Genomic DNA, 18,389 nt, shown 5'->3' on the forward strand with positions numbered 1-18,389 from the left:
GCGCGCAGTTCGCGCGGATGCGATGAGGCGAACCGGCCGCGGGGTCGCCCGGATGCTACCGTGGGGCCATGCAGTGCAGGTGAGTCGCTCCGCGCCGTCAGTCCGCCGCCCGGCGCGCCACGACACCCTCCGACGGAAGGACCACCATGCCTCATCCCCTCTCCGGAAAGACCGCCCTGGTCACCGGCGCATCGCGCCGCCGCGGCATCGGCTTCGCGATCGCCCGCGAACTCGCCGCACTCGGCGCCAGTGTGTTCATCCACCACTACCGCCCCCACGACGACGCGCAGCCGTGGGGCGGCGACGACCCGGAGGCCGTGCTGAGCGGCATCCGCGACGCGCTGAGGCCGGGCGCCGTCGCCGGGGATCGGCACGCCGACCTGCGGGACGCACGCGCCGCCGAGGACCTGCTGGATGCGGCGTCGGCCCTGACGGGGTCGCTCGACATTCTGGTGTGCAACCAGGCGCTGAGCGGAACGGACGGCGGCATCCTCGACATGGACGCCGACCGTCTCGACGCGCACTGGCTGACGGATGCGCGGGCGAGCCTGCTGCTGACGGCCGGTTTCGCGCGCCGCAAGAGGGAGGCGGGCGTCTCGGCGCCCTTCGCCGCACCCACCGGCCACGTCATCTGGATGACCTCCGGGCAGGGCGACGGGCCGATGCGCGGTGAGGTCGCCTATGCGACCGCCAAGGCGGGCCTTGCCGGGGCGACGGCGACCGTCGCGGCCGAACTGCTCGATCTCGGCATCGTGCTCAACACGGTCAACCCCGGTCCGGTGAACACCGGCTACCTCGACCCCGCGACGACGGATCGGGATCTGAGCTGGCTGCCGGATCACCTGGCGAGCACACCGTTCGGCAGATTCGGCACGCCGGAGGACCCGGCCCGGCTCATCGGCTGGCTGTGCACGGATGCCGGCGCCTGGGTCGTCGGGCAGGTGCTGCGCAGCGACGGCGGCTTCGCGCTGCGCTGAGCCCCTGGGACGGCCCGCGCGGTCGTCTCAGGCGGGAACGGGCGCGGCGGTCGCGGGCTCGGGGAACAGGGCCGTGAGCAGGTTCCCCACCCACTCGATCAGGTCGGTGTCCACGGGCATCGGCACCACGAGCGCCTCTCCCCCGCCCAGGACCCTGGCCTTGGGATACAGCCGCTGCAGGCGCACCTTCATGGAGTCCTCGAAGCGGGCGGGCGCCACCCGCAGGTTCGAGCCCATCGCCACGACATCCGTCAACCCCGCGCGGGCGGCCCTGCGCCGCAGCCGCGCGACGGTCACGAGCGTCTGCACCTCCTCCGGCATCGCACCGTACCGGTCGATGAGCTCTTCGGCCACGAGCTCGACGGCATCGTCGGCAGCCCCGGCGCCGGCCGCGGCCGACAGCTTCTGGTACGCCTCCAGCCGCAGCCGTTCGCTGTCGATGTAGTGCTCGGGGATGCGGGCCTCGACCGGCAGCTCCAGGCGCAGCTCGACATCGGAGGAGGTCTCCTCGCCCCGGAACGTCGCGACGGCCTCGCCGATCATGCGCAGGTACAGGTCGAAGCCGACGCCCGCGATGTGCCCGGCCTGCTCGGCGCCCAGCAGGTTTCCGGCGCCGCGCAGCTCGAGGTCCTTCAGGGCGACCTGCATGCCCGAACCCAGCTCGTTGTTGACGGCGATGGTCTGCAGCCGGTCGGCAGCCGTCTCCGAGAGCGGCTTGCTGTCGTCGTAGAGGAAGTACGCGTAGGCGCGCTCGCGCCCGCGCCCCACGCGCCCGCGCAACTGGTGCAGCTGCGCGAGACCGTACTTGTCGGCCCTGTCGATGATGATCGTGTTGGCGTTGGAGATGTCCAGTCCGGTCTCGATGATGGTGGTCGAGACGAGCACGTCGTACTTGCGCTCCCAGAAGTCGTCCACGACCCGCTCCAGCTGCTGCTCCCCCATCCGACCGTGCGCGACGGCGATCCTGGCCTCGGGCACGAGCTCCGCCAGCTCCGACGCCACCCGCTGGATGGACTGCACGCGGTTGTGCACGAAGAACACCTGGCCCTCACGGAGGATCTCGCGGCGGATCGCCGCGGCGATCTGCTTGTCACTGCGCGGCCCGACGAAGGACAGGATCGGATGCCGGTCCTCCGGCGGGGTCTGCAGCGTCGACATCTCCCGGATGCCGGTGACCGCCATCTCCAGCGTCCGCGGGATGGGGGTGGCGCTCATGGCGAGGACGTCGACGTTGGTCTTCAGCTTCTTCAGGGCGTCCTTGTGCTCGACCCCGAAGCGCTGCTCCTCGTCGATGATCATCAGACCGAGATCCTTGAACACCACCTTCTCGGTGAGGATGCGGTGCGTGCCGATCACCATGTCCACCGACCCGTCCGCCAGCCCCTGGAGCGTCTGGCGGGCCTCCTTGTCGGTCTGGAAGCGCGAGAGCGCACGCACCTGGACGGGGAACCCGGCGAACCGCTCTGTGAACGTCTCCATGTGCTGCTTGACCAGCAGGGTCGTGGGCACGAGCATCGCCACCTGCTTGCCCTCCTGGATGGCCTTGAACGCCGCGCGCACGGCGACCTCGGTCTTGCCGAAGCCGACGTCGCCGGACAGCAGGCGGTCCATCGGGATGGGCCGCTCCATGTCGGCCTTGATCTCGTCGATGGTCTGCAGCTGATCGGCCGTCTCCGCGAAGGGGAACGCCTCCTCCAGCTCGCGCTGCCAGGGGGTGTCCGGACCGAACGCGTAGCCCTTGGAGTTCACGCGCGCCGAGTACAGCTTCACGAGCTCCACGGCGATGTCCCGGACGGCCTTGCGCGCCCTGCCCTTCGCCGCGGACCAGTCGCTGCCGCCCATCTTCGAGAGCGCGGGAGCCTCGCCGCCGACGTACTTCGACAGCAGGTCGAGCTGGTCGGTGGGCACGTACAGCCTGTCACCGGGGTACCCGCGCTTGGACGGCGCGTACTCCAGCACGAGGTACTCCCGGGTGGATGTGACCGCGTTGCGGCCGCCGGAGGAGACCTCCCGTTCGGTCATCTCCACGAAGCGTCCGATGCCGTGGGTGGTGTGCACGACGTAGTCGCCCTGCTTGAGCTGCAGCGGATCGACGACGTTCCTCCGGCGCGATGCCAGCTTGCGCACCGTGCGCTGGTCTCCGCCGACCGTGCGGCCGTAGAACTCGTTGTCGGTGAGCACGGCGAGCCGGGCCTCAGGCACCTGGAAGCCCGATTCCACGGCACCGGCCGCCAGCGTGGCGACTCCTCCGTCGGGCGCCTCGGCGAGGTGCTCGACGATGCGCGCGGCCATCCCGCGGTCGCTGAGCACGTCCCGCGTGCGCTCGACGAGCCCCTGCCCGGAGGAGATGACGACGACGCGCCATCCCTCGCCCAGCCGGGCCTCGACGAACGCGACGGCCCCGTCGACGCTGCCGTGGAAGGACGGGATGACGGACGAGTCCAGGGCTGCTGCATCGTCGTCGTCCGCGGCGAACGGGCTGAGTCGCCACCACACGCCGCCGCGCTCGCGGACGATCTCGCGCAGGCGTGCGATGGACAGGAAGTCGCCGTCGCTGAGAGCGGCCCCGGATGCCGACGCGGCGTCGATCGGCGCTTCCGCCCCCGAGGTGGCGGCGCTCCAGGCGGCGTCCAGGAACTCCCTGTTGGTCTCGACGAGGTTCTGCGCCCTGGCACCGGCCCGTTCGGGGTCGACGAGCGCCGCCGCACTGCCCGCGGGGAAGTACTCGGCGAGGGAGACCAGCGGCCCCGCCACGAGCGGCAGCAGCGACTCCATGCCCTCGACGGGGATGCCCTCGCTCATCTTCTCGAGCATCCCTGCGATCGCGGGGTACTGCGCGATGAGCTCGCCCGCGCGCGCACGCACGTCGGGGGTCAGCAGCAGTTCCCGGCTGGCGGGCAGATCGACGGATGCCACATCGCCGGGCAGCGAGCGCTGATCCGCCACGGAGAACGCACGGATCTGGTCGATCTCGTCACCGAAGAACTCGACCCGCAGCGGATGGTCGGAGGTCGGGGGGAAGACGTCGAGGATCCCCCCGCGCACGGCGAACTCGCCACGGCGGGACACCATGTCCACGCGGGAGTACGCGCGCTCGACGAGCTGCGCGACGGCCCCGTCGAGCTCGAGGCCGCGAGCACCGACGCGCAGCTGCAGCGGCGCTGCATCCCCGAGATCAGCGGCGATCGGCTGCAGGGCGGCGCGCACGGAGGCCACCACGACCAGCGGCCTGCCGCCGTCCCAGGTCGTGATGCGGCGCAGCACGTGCAGCCGCCGTCCGACGGTGTCGGGGCTGGGGCTGAGCCGTTCATGCGGCAGCGTCTCCCAGGCGGGGAAGGTCAGCACCTCGGCGTCGTCGAGGTAGGCGGCGAGGGCGTCTGCGACGGACTCCGCCCGGCGCCCCGTCGGTGCGACGACGAGCATGGCCGCCGGATGCCCCGCGGCGGCGCGCCTGCTCAACAGACCGGCGATCACCGGGGCGTCCAGCCCGTCGACCACCGAGATCTCGGCATCCGTCTGCGCCCAGGTGAGGGCGTCGCGATACAGGTCCGCCTCTTCCAAGGCGCGCAGAATCCCCGGAACAGTCACCGAGACAGTCTACTGTCCGGTCACCGACACGGTCGCGGGAACGGATGCGGGAAGCCGCCCGTTCCGCTCCGGCCCGGTCCGGTCCGGTCCGGAGCATGACGTAGCGTGGCCTGATGGAGTCCGTCGTCCTGCGCACCGAACGCCTCGTCCTCAGCATCCCGACCGGCGCGGATGTCGACGCGATCACCGCGGCATGCCAGGATGCGGCGGTGCAGCGATACACCACGGTGCCGAAGCCGTATGCCCGTGCCGATGCGACGGATTTCGTCCGGCTGGTCTCCGAGTGGTGGGGTGAGGGGTCGAGCACGACGTGGGCGATCCGCCACGATGACCGTTTCGCCGGCGCGGTCGGTCTGGCTGACATCGACGACGGCGTCGCCGACCTCGGATACTGGCTGGCGCCCGACGCACGGGGACGGGGAATCGCCTCCGAGGCGGTGCGCGGCGTCGTGGCATGGGGGTTCGACGGACCACTGACGCTGCATCGGATCTCCTGGCGCGCGGTGGTCGGCAACCTCGGCTCCGCGCACACCGCCCGGGCGGCCGGATTCCGGTACGAGGGCAGGATGCGCGAGGCGTTTCGCCATGGCGCACACCGCGACGATGCCTGGATCGCAGGTCTCCTGGCGACCGACGATCGCACTCCTGTCGACTGGCCGGTGCTCTGAACGCCCTGTCGCCTGTCGGATCTGGATGGCAGGATGGCCCCATGCCGGAGATGCCGGAGGTGCAGGGGCTCGTCGACTTCCTCGGCGAGCGCGCGGTGGACCGCGCGATCTCGCGGACCAGCGTGGGTGAGATCGCGGCGCTGAAGACCTTCGATCCGCCGCACACCACTCTGCACGGGGCGACCATCACCGCGACGGCGCGGCACGGGAAGTTCTTGCGTCTCGCCTGCGGGGACGACCTTCATCTCGTCTTCCACCTGGCGAAAGCCGGTTGGCTGCGCTGGTACGACGAGCTGCCGACGACCCTGATCAAGCCGGGACGCAGTCCCATCGCCCTGCGGGTCGCGCTCGACGACGGGAGCGGGTTCGACCTCACCGAGGCGGGGACGAAGAAGTCGCTCGCCGTGCACGTCGTGCGCGACCCGCAGGATGTGCCCGGCATCGCGCGCCTCGGCCCCGATCCCCTGGACCCGTCGTTCACCCGCGACGCGTTCGCATCGCTGCTCGAGGGCAGACGGATGCAGATCAAGGGCCTGCTGCGGGATCAGAGCGTCATCGCGGGCATCGGCAACGCGTACAGCGATGAGATCCTGCACGTGGCGAAGATGTCGCCGTACGCCCCCTCCGGCAAACTCGACGATGGCGCCGTCACCCGACTGTACGACGCCCTGCAGCGCACCCTCCGCGGCGCCGTCGCGGAGGCATCCGGCAGACCGCCCGCCGAGCTGAAGGACGCCAAGCGCGCAGGATTCCGCGTGCATGCCCGCCGCGGCGAGGCGTGTCCGGAGTGCGGCGACACCATCCGCAGCGTCTTCTTCGCGGACCGCAGCCTGGAGTACTGCCCCACGTGCCAGACCGGCGGCAGGCCTCTCGCCGACCGCCGTCTGTCGCGTCTGCTGAAGTGAGCTCCGTCCGGATGCCGGAATGTGACGTGGGAATGAACCGGCGCCCGCGATGTTGAGTAGGATCAGAAGCAACAACGTGCTCCGGGGTCGGTGAGAATCCGAACCGGCGGTGACAGTCCGCGAACGCCTGATCACAGGCGCCGATCCGGTGGAATTCCAGGACCGACGGTGATGCGAACCACAGGTTCGCTAGTCCGGAGGAGAGGCAGCACGGGCAACGCGGGAGTGCGTGCCGTCGGCCCCGGTGATCCAGAGAGAGAGATGACCGATGGCAGTGACCGACGCGGAACGCGAGGCGATGGGTCGCGCCCTCGAACTCGCCTCCCGCGGACCGCGCGGACTGAACCCGCAGGTCGGCGCGGTCCTCCTCTCCCCCACGGGCGAGATTCTCGCCGAGGGCTGGCACCGCGGCTCCGGCACCCCGCATGCCGAGGTCGACGCGCTGTCGAGGCTCACCCCCGGACAGGCGCGCGGCGCGACAGCCGTCGTCACCCTGGAGCCGTGCGATCACACCGGCCGCACGGGCCCGTGCTCCCTGGCGCTCATCGCCGCGGGCGTCTCCCGCGTGGTGTACGCCCTCGACGACCCCGGTGAGCGCTCCGGCGGCGGGGCGGAACGGCTGCGCGCCGCCGACATCGAAGTCGTCTCCGGCGTGCGGGCGGACGCCGTCCGCGCCCTCATCGGCGACTGGCTGACCGTGCAGCGGCTGGGCCGCCCGCACGTCACCGTGAAGTGGGCGCAGAGCCTGGACGGCCGCGCGGCCGCATCCGACGGCACCAGCCGGTGGATCACCGGACCCGCGGCTCGCGCCGACGTGCACCGCCGGCGCTCGGCATCCGATGCCATCGTCGTCGGGACCGGGACGATCCTGGCCGACGATCCGTCGCTGACGGCCCGCGACGGCGACCGGCTGCTCTCCCACCAGCCGACGCCCGTCGTGATCGGCGCGCGGCCCACACCCCCCGACGCGGCCGTGCGACGGCATCCGCACGCCCCGCTGTTCTACGACACCCACGATCTGGGCGTCGTGCTCGCCGACCTGCGCGCCCGAGGCGTCCAGCGGGTGTTCGTCGAGGGCGGGCCGACGCTGGCCGCCGCGTTCCTCACCGCAGGGCTCGCCGACAGCGTGCTGGTCTACATCGCACCCGTGCTGCTGGGCGGCGACAGGCTCGCGCTCACCGACATCGGCGTGGAGACCATCGCCCGCGCCCATCGCCTGACGATCGACGAGTGGCTTCCGCTCGGCGACGACCTGTTGGCCGTCGCGCACCCGTCGGGACTGGAAGAAGGAGACTGATGTTCACCGGAATCATCGAGGAGATCGGCGAGATCGCCGCCATCGCGCCGTCCGGCGACGGCTGGCGCCTCACCGTGCGCGCGCCCCGCGCCGCATCCGATGCCGTGCACGGCGAGTCGATCGCCGTCAGCGGCGTATGCCTGACGGTGGTCGGGTCGACTGCGGACACCTTCGACGCAGACGTGATGAAACAGACTCTCGACGTGTCGGCGCTGGGCACGATGGGCGTCGGCTCCCGGGTGAACATCGAGAAGGCCATGCCCGTCGGCGCGCGTCTGGGCGGTCACATCGTGCAGGGCCACGTCGACGGCACCGGGACGGTGCTCGAGGTGAGGCCCGGGGAGCAGTGGCGCGTGCTGCGCATCTCCCTGCCCGCCGAGCTGGCGCCGCTCGTCGTCGACAAGGGCTCCATCAGCGTCGCCGGCACCTCCCTGACCGTCAGTGCCGTCAGCTCCCCCGCGGAGGAGGAGGCCTGGTTCGAGGTCTCCCTCATCCCCGAGACGCTCGACGCGACCGTCCTCGGCGCCCTGGGCCCCGGGGACGTCGTCAACCTCGAGACCGACATCCTCGCCCGACACGTGGAGCGCCTGCTCGCGTTCCGCACCCTCCCGGAAGGAGGCTCACGATGAGCCTTGCCACCATCGATGAGGCCCTCCAGGCGCTGCGCGCCGGAGAGCCCGTCATCGTCGCCGACGATGAGAACCGCGAGAACGAGGGCGACATCATCATCTCGGCGGAACTGGCCACCGCCGAGACCATGGCGCGGATGGTGCGCTGGACCTCGGGCCTGATCTGCGCGCCGATGCCCGCCGAACTCGCCGATCTGCTCAACCTGCCGCCCATGGTGGCGCGCAACGAGGACGCCCGGTCCACCGCGTACACGGTCAGTGTCGACGCCGCCGAGGGCGTCACCACCGGCATCAGCGCGCACGACCGCGCGCACACGCTGAACGTGCTGGCGAACCCCGCCTCCACCGCCGCGAGCATCATCCGTCCCGGCCACATCCTGCCGCTGCGAGCGGTCGACGGCGGCGTGCGCGAGCGCGGCGGACACACCGAGGCCGCCGTCGAGCTCATGCGCCTGGCGGGGCTGAGCCCCGTCGGTGCCATCGCGGAGGTCGTCGCCGACGACGGCAGCATGATGCGCCTGCCCGGGCTGCAGGAGCTGGGCGCCCGTGAGGGCATCCCCGTGATCACCATCGAGCAGCTCATCGCGCATCTGGACGAGATCGACCCGCGCGACCCCGACGAGCGGGCGGGCGGCGTCGGACGCCGGGTGACCCTGCGGGCGGATGCGACCGTGCCGACCGAGCACGGCACCTTCCGATTCCTCGCCTACAAGGACCGCGTCAACGGCGCCGACCACATCGCCGTCGTGTCCGGGACGCCCGGCGAGACCGCACTGGTGCGCGTGCACTCCGAATGCCTGACGGGCGAGGCGTTCGGCTCGCAGAAGTGCGAGTGCGGTCCGCAGCTGCGCGCCTCTCTGGACCTCGTCGGCGAGCAGGGCGGCGTCGTCGTCTACATGCGCGGTCACGAGGGCCGCGGCATCGGCCTCATCAACAAGCTCCGGGCGTACAGCCTGCAGGAGGACGGGCTCGACACCGTCGACGCCAACCTCGCGCTGGGTCTGCCCGCCGACGCCCGCGATTACGCGGCCGCGGCCGACATCCTCGCCGACCTGGGCATCTCCAGGGTGCGCCTGCTGACCAACAACACCGACAAGGTCGCCCAGCTGCGGGCGATGGGACTGGACGTCGTCGAGCAGGTCCCGCTGATCGTCGGCGTCGGCCCCAACAACCATCAGTACCTCGAGACCAAGCGCGACCGCATGGGCCACATCATCGGCGAGACCGAACTGGCCGCTGCGCTCGCGCGCGGAAAGGACCACGCATGAGCGGCGCAGGCGCCCCCACCACCCGCACCCCCGTCGACGGCCGCGGCCTGCGAGTCGCGATCATCGCCGGCACCTGGCACGAGACCATCTCCGAGGGCCTGATCGCCGGCGCCCGGCGCGCTCTGGACGCCGCGGGCGCCGAGCACTCGCTGGTGCGCGTGCCGGGCTCGTTCGAACTGGCGCTGGCGGCCCAGGCCGCCTTCGCCGGCGGTGCGGATGCCGTGGTGGCGCTGGGCGTGATCATCCGCGGCGGCACACCGCACTTCGACTACGTCTCGTCCGCGACCACGGACGGGCTCACCCGTGTCGCGCTGGACGCCGGCAGGCCGGTGGGCTTCGGCGTGCTGACTCTCGACGACGAGCAGCAGGGGCTGGACCGCGCGGGTCTGCCCGGCTCCAAGGAGGACAAGGGTGCGGAGGCCGCCGACGCCGCGCTGCGCATGGCGCGGGTGATCCGCGACCTGCGCGGCTGAGGCCGCGCCCTTCCGGCGGGCCGCCGCGCCGCCCCTTCCGGAGCATCCCCGGGCGGAGGCTAAGATCTATCCATCGCCCTGGCATGTCCACAACGAGGCCTGTTGCGCGTCACATGCGGCGCACGGACGATCTGTCCGCGTCGCGGGGTGCACATAAGAATCAACGCCGAACGGAGATCCCCATGCGCAAAGTCCTTCGCACCGCCGTCGTCCTGTCCGCATCCGCTCTGCTGCTCGCCGGCTGCAGCACCGCCCAGGACGGCGGCAGCACCACGGCAGGGAGCCTCACGGGCTCCGGCAGCGGTGACAGCTGCACGATCGAGGGTGCGGTCCCCCTGGGCGCAGCGCTCAGCCTCACCGGCGCCGCGGCGAGCTACGGGGAGTCGCAGCAGAACGGTCTGAACCTCGCGCTCAAGGACCTCAACGCCAAGGACGGCGTCACCTACGATCTGACCATCGAGGACGACGGCTCCGACCCCAAGCAGGCCATCGGCGTCTTCGAGAAGTTCGTCGCCGACGGCACGAGCGCCGTCATCGGACCCACCCTGTCGAACACGGCGTTCCAGGCTCAGCCGATCGCGCAGGAGGCCGGCATGCCGGTGCTGGCGATCTCCAACACCGCCGAGGGCATCACCGAGCAGGGCGACTTCATCTTCCGCGACTCGCTCACCGAGGGGCAGGTCATCCCGCAGACCATCGAGGCCGCCACGGCCAAGTTCGACCTGAAGAAGGTCGTCGTGATGTACAGCAACGACGACGCGTTCACCGAGTCCGGCTACACGGTCATGGCCGATTCACTCAAGGAGCAGGGCGTGGAGGTCGCCGACACCGTGACGTTCTCGGTGAAGGACACCGATTTCCGCAGCCTGCTCACGGCGGCGAAGGAGAGCGATCCCGACGCGATCGTCGTGTCGGCGCTCATCGAGGCGGCGATCCCGCTGGTCACCCAGGCCCGCGAGCTCGGCATCGACGTGCCCATCATCGGCGGCAACGGCTTCAACAACCCGCAGCTGATGGCGGATGCCGGCGCCGCGGCCGAAGGCGTCATCGTGGGCGCGGCCTGGAACTCGGCATCCGAGAGCCCGGAGAACACCGCGTTCATGGCCGCGTACCAGGACGAGTACGGCTCCGCCCCCGACCAGTTCGCCGCGCAGGCCTACACCGGACTGCTGGTGCTCGACCACGCCGTCCGTGCGAACTGCTCCGGCGAGCGCACCGACGTGCAGGACGGCCTGACCCAGGTCAAGGATCTGAAGACGCCGCTCGGCTCGCTGACCATCAACGAGAACCGCGACGCCGAGCACGCCGCGGTCGTGCAGATCGTCGAGGACGGGAAGTTCGCGGTTCTGAACTGACCTCGCCCACCACCCGCCGGGAGTCGCCATGCTGCAGCAGCTGCTGAACGGCCTGTTCCTCGGTTCGATCTACGCGCTGTTCGCCATCGGATTCACGCTGGTGTTCGGCATCCTGGATCGGCTGAATCTGGCCCATCCGTCCGTGTTCGCCGCGTCGGCGTTCGTGGGCATCTGGTTGACGGATGCCTACGACCTGCCGCTGTGGCTCGTGCTGATCGCCGTGTTCGTGTTCGGTCTCATCATGGGGCTGCTCATCGAGCGCATCGCGTTCCGCCCGCTCCGGGACAGGCCCGACGCGCATTTCGCCGGGCTGATCTCCTCGATAGCGATGGCGGGCATGATCGTCGCACTGCTGCAGGCCGTGTTCGGTCCGAACACGCGGCGATTCCCGGTGGGGACGATCCCGGAGGACTCCCTCAGGGTCGGCGACCTGACGGCGAGCTGGCTGCAGATCATCATCCTGGTCGTCTCGCTGGGGCTGATGATCGCGCTGAGCCTGCTCGTGCAGCGCTCCCGCCTGGGCCGCTCCATGCGCGCCGTCGCCGAGAACCCGACGGCGGCGCGCGTGCTGGGCGTGAACGTGGACCGGGTCACGGCCACCACGTTCGCGATCTCCACGGCGCTGGGCGCCGTCGCGGGCGTGCTGTTCGCGCTGAACGTGAACAGCGCGCAGCTGGGCATGGGCAGCGCCATCGAGCTGAAGGGACTGGCGGTGATCATCGTCGGAGGCATGGGGTCGCTGTCGGGGTCGCTCGTGGGCGGCCTCCTCCTCGGCATCGCCGAGGTGTTCGCCATCCAGTACATCGGCTCCAGTTGGCGCGACCTCATCGCCTTCGCGCTGCTGTTCGTCATCCTGCTGGTGCGTCCCGAGGGCCTGTTCGGCAAGCGCAAGGTGCGTGAGGTCTGATGCTGTTCACCGAATCGACGCTCGTCTTCATCGCCCTCAACGGGGTCTTCGCGTTCTCGTTCTACGCGGTGCTCGTCGCCGGCCAGCTGAGCCTCGCCCAGGCCGGCTTCGCCGGCATCGCCGGGTTCACCGCCGCCACGCTCACCCCTCCGCCGGAGCAGTGGGGCCCCCTCCCGACCCTGCTGTTCGCCATGGTGATCGGCATGATCGTCGGTGCGATCACGGCCGTGATCCTGGGCCTGCCGACCATGAAGCTGCGCGGCGTGTACCTCGCGATCGCGACGCTCGGCTTCGCGGAGGCGATCCGCATCTTCCTGCTGAACTCGGAGTGGACCGGCGGCGCGCAGGGCATGTCGGTGCCGAAGACGCTGACCCCCGCCGTCGCCTGGACGGTGCTCGCGCTGGTGACCTACTGGTTCGCGCGGCAGTCCCACTCCCGCTACGGTCGCGCACTGGAGGCGATCCGCGAGGATGAGCTGGCCGCGCGCTCGATCGGCATCAACGTCGCCGGGCATCGGCTCTCGGCCTTCGTCGCCGCCGGTGTGCTGGCAGGACTGTACGGGGTGCTGTGGGCGTACTACGTCCGCCTGATGGCGCCGGAGGACTTCGGGTTCAGCACCGCGATCGACGGGCTCGTGACCGCCGTGGTCGGCGGCACGGCGAACTTCGTCGGACCGATCCTCGGCAGCGGGTTCCAGACGCTGCTGCCCGAGATCCAGCGTGCGATCGGCGTCGAGGCCGGATGGATCCGCCCCTTCATCTCCGGTCTGCTGCTGCTCCTGGTGATCCTGTACCTGTCCGGCGGCATCGCGAGCCTCATCCCGCGCCGCCGCCAGAAGGTCGACGTCGCCGCCCTGCAGACGGATGCCGCACAGCTGGCGCTGCGGACGCACCCGGCCGCCGGCGACGTGGTCGTCGAGCTGAAGCAGCTGGCGAAGGAGTACGGCGGCGTGCACGCCGTGCGCGGCGTGGACCTCACGGTCCGCAGCGGCGAGGTCGTGGGCCTCATCGGCCCCAACGGTGCGGGCAAGACGACGCTCGTGAACATGGTCTCGGGGCTCATCCCGCCCTCCTCCGGCACGGCGACCGTACTGGGCGTCCCCGTCGGCCGCACCCCCGTGCACAGGATCGCCGCCGCCGGTGTGACGCGCACCTTCCAGCATTCCAAGCTGTTCAACCGCCTCACGGCGCTGGAGAACGTGCTCATCGGTGCGCACGTGGTCGCCAGGCCCACGTTCCTGCGTCGGCTGATCTGGCTGCCGTCGGCCCGCCGTGACGAGCGCATCGCCCTCGCGCACGCCGCACGGTGCCTGGACCGGGTGGGCCTGCTGGAGAAGGCGAACACCCCCGCCAAGGGGCTGTCGTACGGCGACCAGCGCAGGCTGGAGATCGCCCGGGCACTCGCCGCCGACCCCTCGCTGCTGATCCTCGACGAGCCGGCGGCCGGCATGAACCATGTGGAGGCCGAGGGGCTGAGCGCGCTGATCAGGGATCTGTCCGCGGACGGTCTGACGATCATCTTCATCGAGCACAACGTGGGCATGGTGCTCGACACCTGCGACCACATCATCGTGCTGAACTTCGGTGAGGTGCTCGCCGACGGCACGCCGTCGGAGATCGCCGCCGACGAGCGGGTGATCGAGGCGTACCTGGGCGCGGCCGAGGAGACGCCGGGCGCCGGCGAGGACGGTGGCGCGACGGCATCCGCCGCCACGGGCACCGGTGCGGAGGAGGATCATGACTGAGCCGCTGCTGAGCGTGAACGACCTGTCGGTCTCCTACGGACGCGTGCAGGCCGTGCGCGGCGTCTCCTTCGACGTCGAGGCCGGTGCGCTCGTGACGCTCGTGGGCGCGAACGGCGCCGGGAAGTCGTCGATCATCAACGCGATCTCCGGGATCGTGCGCCCCTCGGGCGGGCGGATCCTGTTCGACGGCGCCGACATCACGAAAACGAAGTCGCACCGGCTCGTCCCACGGGGTCTCGTGCAGGTGCCCGAGGGCCGGCAGATCCTCGCGACCATGACGATCGCGGAGAACCTGCAGATGGGCGCCCGCACACACGGTGCGGGAGCCGGCACCGCGATCGACGAGATGTACCAGCGCTTCCCCGTGCTCGGCGAGCGCCGCAGGCTGGCGGCCGGGTCGCTGTCGGGCGGCGAGCAGCAGATGCTCGCGATCGCCCGCGCCATGCTGGCCCGACCGAAGCTCATGCTCATGGACGAGCCGTCCATGGGGCTGGCGCCGAAGATCGTCAACGAGGTCTTCGCGGTGATCGACGAGGTGCTCGCCGGCGGCACGACCGTGCTGCTGGTGGAGCAGAACGCGCGCCGCGCCCTGCAGGCCGCCCGGGAGGGTCACATCCTGCAGAACGGCGAGATCGTGCGCTCGGGGGCGTCGGCGGATCTGCTGGCCGACGACGACATCATCCAGGCGTACCTGGGCACCGGACGGTCGACGCGATGACTCTCCCTCCTCGCCGGATCACCCGCCGCATCCCCACCTGGGGCGCGGTGGCGCCTCTGCTGGGATTCCGCCGGCCGGTGTGGGACCGCGTCGATCGCCGGCTCGCTCAGGCGCTCACCGTGAAGGACCTGGCCCGGATCGCCCGTCGCACGACGCCCCGCTCGGTGTTCGACTACGTGCACGGCGCGGCCGAGGAGGAGCTCAGCCTCGCCCGCGCCCGCCGCGCCTTCGCGCAGGTCGAGTTCGAGCCGCGCGTGCTGCAGGACGTGGCGACGGTGGACACGTCGACGACGATCCTCGGGCAGCAGGTGTCCTTCCCGCTGATCATGGCGCCCACCGGTTTCACCCGCATGATGCAGCACGAGGGCGAGATCGCGGTGGCGCGGGCCGCCGCCCGCGCCGGGGTGCCGTACACGCTGTCCACCATGGGCACGACCTCTCCCGCGGAGCTGGCGGACGCGGTGCCCGACGGCAGGAACTGGTTCCAGCTGTACCTGTGGAAGGACCGCGAGGGCACGGCCCGTCTCGTGGAGGAGGCGCGGCGGACCGGCTACGACACGCTCGTGCTCACCGTCGACACGCCGGTCGCGGGCAACCGCCTCCGGGACGCCCGCAACGGCCTGACCATCCCGCCCACCCTGAACCTGAAGACCATGTGGGATGTCGCCTGGCACCCGGGCTGGTGGTTCAACGTGCTCACCACCGATCCGATCGAGTTCGCCAGCCTGCGCTCCTTCGACGGCACGGTCGCGGAGCTGGTGGCGAAGATGTTCGACCCGTCCCTCCGGCTGGACGACCTGGCGTGGCTGCGCGAGGAGTGGCCCGGAAAGCTCGTGGTCAAGGGCATCCAGTCCGTCGCCGACGCGCAGCGGGTGGTGGACACCGGCGCCGACGCCGTCGTCGTCTCCAACCACGGCGGCAGGCAGCTGGACCGCGCTCCCACTCCCCTGCGGCTGCTGCCGGAGGTCGCGGCCGCGGTCGGCGATCGCGCCGAGATCATCCTCGACACCGGCATCCTCTCCGGCGCCGACGTGCTGGCGGCCGTCGGACTGGGCGCGGACGCCTGCATGGTGGGCCGCGCATACCTGTACGGCCTGATGGCCGGTGGCGAGCGCGGGGTGGATCGGATGCTGCAGATCATGCGGGACGAGGCCGTGCGCACCATGCAGCTGGCGGGCGTGTCGACCGTGCACGAGCTGCGCGGGCGCGTGCGGCTGGACTGAACCCGCTGCCGCCGACCCGACCCGCTCTGGATCCCGGGCGCGAGGGCGCATAGCCTTTCGGAATGGCGACCATCGAAGATGTGCGGCGCATCGCGCTGGAGTTCCCGCGTGTGATCGAGCGCGTCGACGGGCACAACCGCGGGCCGTGCTGGCGCACGAACGCCGGGATGCTGGCGTGGGAGCGTCCACCGAGACGGCACGACCTGGAACAGCTGGCGGCCCTGGGACGGGAATGGCCGGAGGGCGTGGTCATCGGCATCCACGTGGAGGGTGAGCAGGCGAAGGCCGCCGCCATCGAGACCCGCCCGGACGTGTTCTTCACCATCCCGCATTTCGACGGCTACCCTGCCGTGCTCACGAGGCTCGACACGATCGACGAGCAGCTGCTGCGTGAGATGATCACGGATGCCTGGCTGCTGCGCGTCCCCCGCACTGTCGCCAAGGCGTGGCTCGACGAGCACGGTCTGACCGAATAGCGGCCTGCCTCCCGCCGCCGTCTCGTCGTGTCTCACCGCACGACGTCGACGCGGGCGGTCCCCGGCGGACCCCGGTGTCATCCACCAGCAGGCGCATAAGAAGTTCGGCGGAGAATGGATCGGATGCCGGGTCCGCACCCATCCCGGCATGACTCCCCCGAGAACGAGGTCCCCATGTCCCGCACGGCGACAGCACGCCGACGCGGGCGCGGCGCGCAGCAGGACGGCCCGCGCGCCACGTTCCGCCAGCTCCTCCCCTTCCTCTTCGAGCACAGGCGGACGCTCGCCGTCGTCGCGCTGCTCAGCATCGTCGGCGCGGCGGCGTCTCTGGCGCAGCCGCTGCTGGTGGGGCAGGTGATCGACCGGGTGCAGCAGAACCAGCTGCTGGGCAGCCTGGTCTGGCTGCTGATCGGCCTCGTGGTCGTCTCCTCCGTGATCTCCGGGTACCAGCACTATCTGCTCCAGCGCACCGGCACGGCCGTGGTGTACTCCAGCCGCCGGCGGCTGGTCGCCCGCATCCTGCACCTGCCGATCAGCGAATTCGACGCCCGCCGCACCGGTGACCTCGTCTCCCGGGTCGGCACGGACACGACGCTGCTGTACGCCGTGCTCACGCAGGGTCTCGCGGATGCCGTGGGCAGCACGATCATCTTCGTCGGCGCGCTCATCGCGATGCTCCTCATCGACCCGCTCCTGCTGCTGCTGATCGTCGTCGTCATCACCGCCTCCGTCGTGGTCGTCGTCGTGCTCAGCGGCCGCATCCGCACGGCTTCCGCCGCGCAGCAGCACAAGGTCGGCGAGCTGGCATCCGGCATCGAGCGGGGCATCTCCAGCATCCGCACCATCCGGGCATCCGGCGCCGCAGAGCGGGAGACCTCCGCCGTGGAGGAGCGCGCGCACGAGGCCTACGGGCTGGGCGTGCGCATCGCGAAGATCTCCTCGCTGGTCGTCCCCGTCGCCGGCATCGCCCTGCAGGTCTCCCTGCTGGTGGTGCTGGGCGTGGGCGGATTCCGGGTGGCATCCGGCGCGCTGAGCATCGCGTCCCTGGTGACGTTCATCATGTTCCTGTTCATGCTGATCATGCCGCTCGGTCAGGCCTTCGGCGCCATCACCTCCGTCAACCAGGCGCTGGGTGCGCTCGGGCGCATCCAGGAGATCCTCGACCTGCCGACCGAGACCCAGCACGACGACGTGAATGCCGAATCCACCGCCGTGATCGTCGCCGGCGCCCCGGCGATCGAGTTCCGCGACGTGCGGTTCCGGTACCCCGATGACGTCATCGCCGCGCGTGAGGCCGCGGCCCGCGAGGCGAGGAGTCTGTTGGTCGAAGCCGGACTGGAGCATCCCGACGATGACGCGTCCGACGTGGATCCGGACGTTCTCAAAGGCGTGTCGTTCGCCGTCCCGCGCGGCGCGCGCGTGGCGCTGGTCGGGCCCAGCGGCGCGGGCAAGAGCACGATCCTCGCCCTCATAGAGCGCTTCTACGACCCCACCTCCGGGTCGATCCGGGTGGCGGGGCACGATGTGCGCAGCTACCCGCGCGCGAACCTGCGCGCGCAGTTCGGCTACGTCGAGCAGGACGCCCCCACCCTCGCGGGAACCCTCGCCGAGAACCTGCGGCTCGCGGCCCCGGATGCCACGGATGCCGACTGCGAGCGCGTGCTGCGCTCCGTGAACCTCGGGGACGTGCTCGAACGCAGCCCGCTGGGCCTGCAGGCGCCGGTCGGCGAGGACGGGGTGATGCTCTCGGGCGGCGAGCGTCAGCGTCTGGCGATCGCCCGTGCCCTCCTCACCGAGGCGCCGATCCTCCTGCTGGACGAGTCGACCTCATCACTGGACGGCGTCAACGAGCAGCGGATGCGCGAGGCCATCGACGCGGCCGCCTCCGACCGCACCCTCCTGGTGATCGCGCACCGGCTGTCCACGGTCGTCGACAGCGACCTCATCGTCGTGCTGCAGGCCGGTGTCGTCGTCGGTCAGGGCACGCACGAGGAGCTCGTCGAATCGACCCCGCTGTACCGCAACCTCGCGCAGCACCAACTGCTGGTCTGACGCCCACCGTCCCGCACCCCGCCGCCCTGGGGCCGACCGCGTCGGCATCGAGGCCCTCCCGCAGCCGCGTCAGTCCGCGGAAGGACCTCGAGTCGGATGGGCGGACCC

The 18,389-nt window shown here is 70.9% G+C and carries 15 protein-coding genes and 1 riboswitch; of the genes, 14 read left to right on the forward strand and 1 reads right to left on the reverse strand.

The features are described 5' to 3' along the window. The first annotated feature begins 146 nt into the window (after window positions 1-146). Window positions 147-977 (forward strand): SDR family oxidoreductase, encoded by an 831-nt coding sequence (locus ABD770_RS02360; RefSeq protein ID WP_344817888.1) that lies wholly within the window; start codon window positions 147-149, stop codon window positions 975-977. Window positions 978-1,004: 27 nt separating this feature from the next. On the opposite strand, the gene mfd is transcribed toward ABD770_RS02360, so the two are convergent. After that, window positions 1,005-4,565, reverse strand: a complete 3,561-nt coding sequence (gene mfd, locus ABD770_RS02365) for a transcription-repair coupling factor (protein ID WP_344817889.1) — start codon at window positions 4,563-4,565, stop codon at window positions 1,005-1,007. A gap of 113 nt (window positions 4,566-4,678) precedes the next feature. On the opposite strand from mfd, the gene ABD770_RS02370 reads away from it, so the two are divergent. The 13 genes from ABD770_RS02370 (at window position 4,679) to ABD770_RS02430 (ending at window position 18,281) form a co-directional block, all read left to right on the forward strand. After that, on the forward strand, window positions 4,679-5,233 hold the full coding sequence (locus tag ABD770_RS02370; RefSeq protein WP_344817890.1) for a GNAT family N-acetyltransferase: 555 nt from the start codon (window positions 4,679-4,681) through the stop codon (window positions 5,231-5,233). A gap of 41 nt (window positions 5,234-5,274) precedes the next feature. Continuing rightward, window positions 5,275-6,138, forward strand: a complete 864-nt coding sequence (locus ABD770_RS02375) for an Fpg/Nei family DNA glycosylase (protein ID WP_344817891.1) — start codon at window positions 5,275-5,277, stop codon at window positions 6,136-6,138. A 73-nt stretch (window positions 6,139-6,211) separates the two neighbouring features. Beyond that, window positions 6,212-6,353, forward strand: a riboswitch (FMN riboswitch). Between the two features lie 53 nt (window positions 6,354-6,406). After that, a complete protein-coding gene (ribD, locus tag ABD770_RS02380) occupies window positions 6,407-7,435 on the forward strand; it encodes a bifunctional diaminohydroxyphosphoribosylaminopyrimidine deaminase/5-amino-6-(5-phosphoribosylamino)uracil reductase RibD (protein ID WP_344817892.1) in 1,029 nt (342 codons plus the stop codon). Further along, window positions 7,435-8,064, forward strand: coding sequence for a riboflavin synthase (locus ABD770_RS02385; protein ID WP_344817893.1), 630 nt, complete (start codon window positions 7,435-7,437; stop codon window positions 8,062-8,064). Before ribD ends, ABD770_RS02385 begins: the two co-directional genes overlap by 1 nt. Then, window positions 8,061-9,332: a GTP cyclohydrolase II gene (ribA, locus tag ABD770_RS02390; RefSeq protein WP_344817894.1), complete on the forward strand. Its 1,272-nt coding sequence runs from the start codon at window positions 8,061-8,063 to the stop codon at window positions 9,330-9,332. The genes ABD770_RS02385 and ribA overlap by 4 nt, the downstream gene beginning before the upstream one ends. Continuing rightward, a complete protein-coding gene (gene ribH, locus ABD770_RS02395) occupies window positions 9,329-9,805 on the forward strand; it encodes a 6,7-dimethyl-8-ribityllumazine synthase (RefSeq protein WP_344817895.1) in 477 nt (158 codons plus the stop codon). The genes ribA and ribH overlap by 4 nt, the downstream gene beginning before the upstream one ends. Window positions 9,806-9,987: 182 nt before the next feature. Beyond that, window positions 9,988-11,160 (forward strand): ABC transporter substrate-binding protein, encoded by a 1,173-nt coding sequence (locus ABD770_RS02400; protein WP_344817896.1) that lies wholly within the window; start codon window positions 9,988-9,990, stop codon window positions 11,158-11,160. A gap of 28 nt (window positions 11,161-11,188) precedes the next feature. Further along, on the forward strand, window positions 11,189-12,067 hold the full coding sequence (locus ABD770_RS02405; RefSeq protein WP_344817897.1) for a branched-chain amino acid ABC transporter permease: 879 nt from the start codon (window positions 11,189-11,191) through the stop codon (window positions 12,065-12,067). After that, window positions 12,067-13,812 carry a branched-chain amino acid ABC transporter ATP-binding protein/permease gene (locus ABD770_RS02410; protein WP_344817898.1) on the forward strand — a complete coding sequence of 582 codons (1,746 nt, stop codon included), beginning with the start codon at window positions 12,067-12,069 and terminating at the stop codon, window positions 13,810-13,812. The genes ABD770_RS02405 and ABD770_RS02410 overlap by 1 nt, the downstream gene beginning before the upstream one ends. Beyond that, entirely contained in the window at window positions 13,805-14,530 is a 726-nt protein-coding gene (locus tag ABD770_RS02415) for an ABC transporter ATP-binding protein (protein ID WP_344817899.1), read from the forward strand. Before ABD770_RS02410 ends, ABD770_RS02415 begins: the two co-directional genes overlap by 8 nt. Continuing rightward, window positions 14,527-15,753 (forward strand): alpha-hydroxy acid oxidase, encoded by a 1,227-nt coding sequence (locus ABD770_RS02420; RefSeq protein ID WP_344817900.1) that lies wholly within the window; start codon window positions 14,527-14,529, stop codon window positions 15,751-15,753. Before ABD770_RS02415 ends, ABD770_RS02420 begins: the two co-directional genes overlap by 4 nt. Before the next feature lie 62 nt (window positions 15,754-15,815). Continuing rightward, window positions 15,816-16,229 (forward strand): MmcQ/YjbR family DNA-binding protein, encoded by a 414-nt coding sequence (locus tag ABD770_RS02425; protein WP_344817901.1) that lies wholly within the window; start codon window positions 15,816-15,818, stop codon window positions 16,227-16,229. Between the two features lie 174 nt (window positions 16,230-16,403). Further along, the gene (locus ABD770_RS02430; protein ID WP_344817902.1) at window positions 16,404-18,281 is read left to right on the forward strand and encodes an ABC transporter ATP-binding protein; all 1,878 of its coding nucleotides are present in this window, start codon (window positions 16,404-16,406) and stop codon (window positions 18,279-18,281) included. The last annotated feature ends 108 nt before the right edge of the window (window positions 18,282-18,389 follow it).

The organism is Microbacterium soli (genome assembly GCF_039539005.1).
GTDB classification, from domain to species: Bacteria; Actinomycetota; Actinomycetes; order Actinomycetales; family Microbacteriaceae; genus Microbacterium; species Microbacterium soli.

Bases quoted from the DNA above. Each gene is read 5' to 3' on its own strand.
- ABD770_RS02360 (WP_344817888.1), top strand. From the start codon at position 147: ATGCCTCATCCCCTCTCCGGAAAGACCGCCCTGGTCACCGGCGCATCG.
- ABD770_RS02370 (WP_344817890.1), top strand. From the start codon at position 4,679: ATGGAGTCCGTCGTCCTGCGCACCGAACGCCTCGTCCTCAGCATCCCG.
- ABD770_RS02375 (WP_344817891.1), top strand. From the start codon at position 5,275: ATGCCGGAGATGCCGGAGGTGCAGGGGCTCGTCGACTTCCTCGGCGAG.
- ribD (WP_344817892.1), top strand. From the start codon at position 6,407: ATGGCAGTGACCGACGCGGAACGCGAGGCGATGGGTCGCGCCCTCGAA.
- ABD770_RS02385 (WP_344817893.1), top strand. From the start codon at position 7,435: ATGTTCACCGGAATCATCGAGGAGATCGGCGAGATCGCCGCCATCGCG.
- ribA (WP_344817894.1), top strand. From the start codon at position 8,061: ATGAGCCTTGCCACCATCGATGAGGCCCTCCAGGCGCTGCGCGCCGGA.
- ribH (WP_344817895.1), top strand. From the start codon at position 9,329: ATGAGCGGCGCAGGCGCCCCCACCACCCGCACCCCCGTCGACGGCCGC.
- ABD770_RS02400 (WP_344817896.1), top strand. From the start codon at position 9,988: ATGCGCAAAGTCCTTCGCACCGCCGTCGTCCTGTCCGCATCCGCTCTG.
- ABD770_RS02405 (WP_344817897.1), top strand. From the start codon at position 11,189: ATGCTGCAGCAGCTGCTGAACGGCCTGTTCCTCGGTTCGATCTACGCG.
- ABD770_RS02410 (WP_344817898.1), top strand. From the start codon at position 12,067: ATGCTGTTCACCGAATCGACGCTCGTCTTCATCGCCCTCAACGGGGTC.
- ABD770_RS02415 (WP_344817899.1), top strand. From the start codon at position 13,805: ATGACTGAGCCGCTGCTGAGCGTGAACGACCTGTCGGTCTCCTACGGA.
- ABD770_RS02420 (WP_344817900.1), top strand. From the start codon at position 14,527: ATGACTCTCCCTCCTCGCCGGATCACCCGCCGCATCCCCACCTGGGGC.
- ABD770_RS02425 (WP_344817901.1), top strand. From the start codon at position 15,816: ATGGCGACCATCGAAGATGTGCGGCGCATCGCGCTGGAGTTCCCGCGT.
- ABD770_RS02430 (WP_344817902.1), top strand. From the start codon at position 16,404: ATGTCCCGCACGGCGACAGCACGCCGACGCGGGCGCGGCGCGCAGCAG.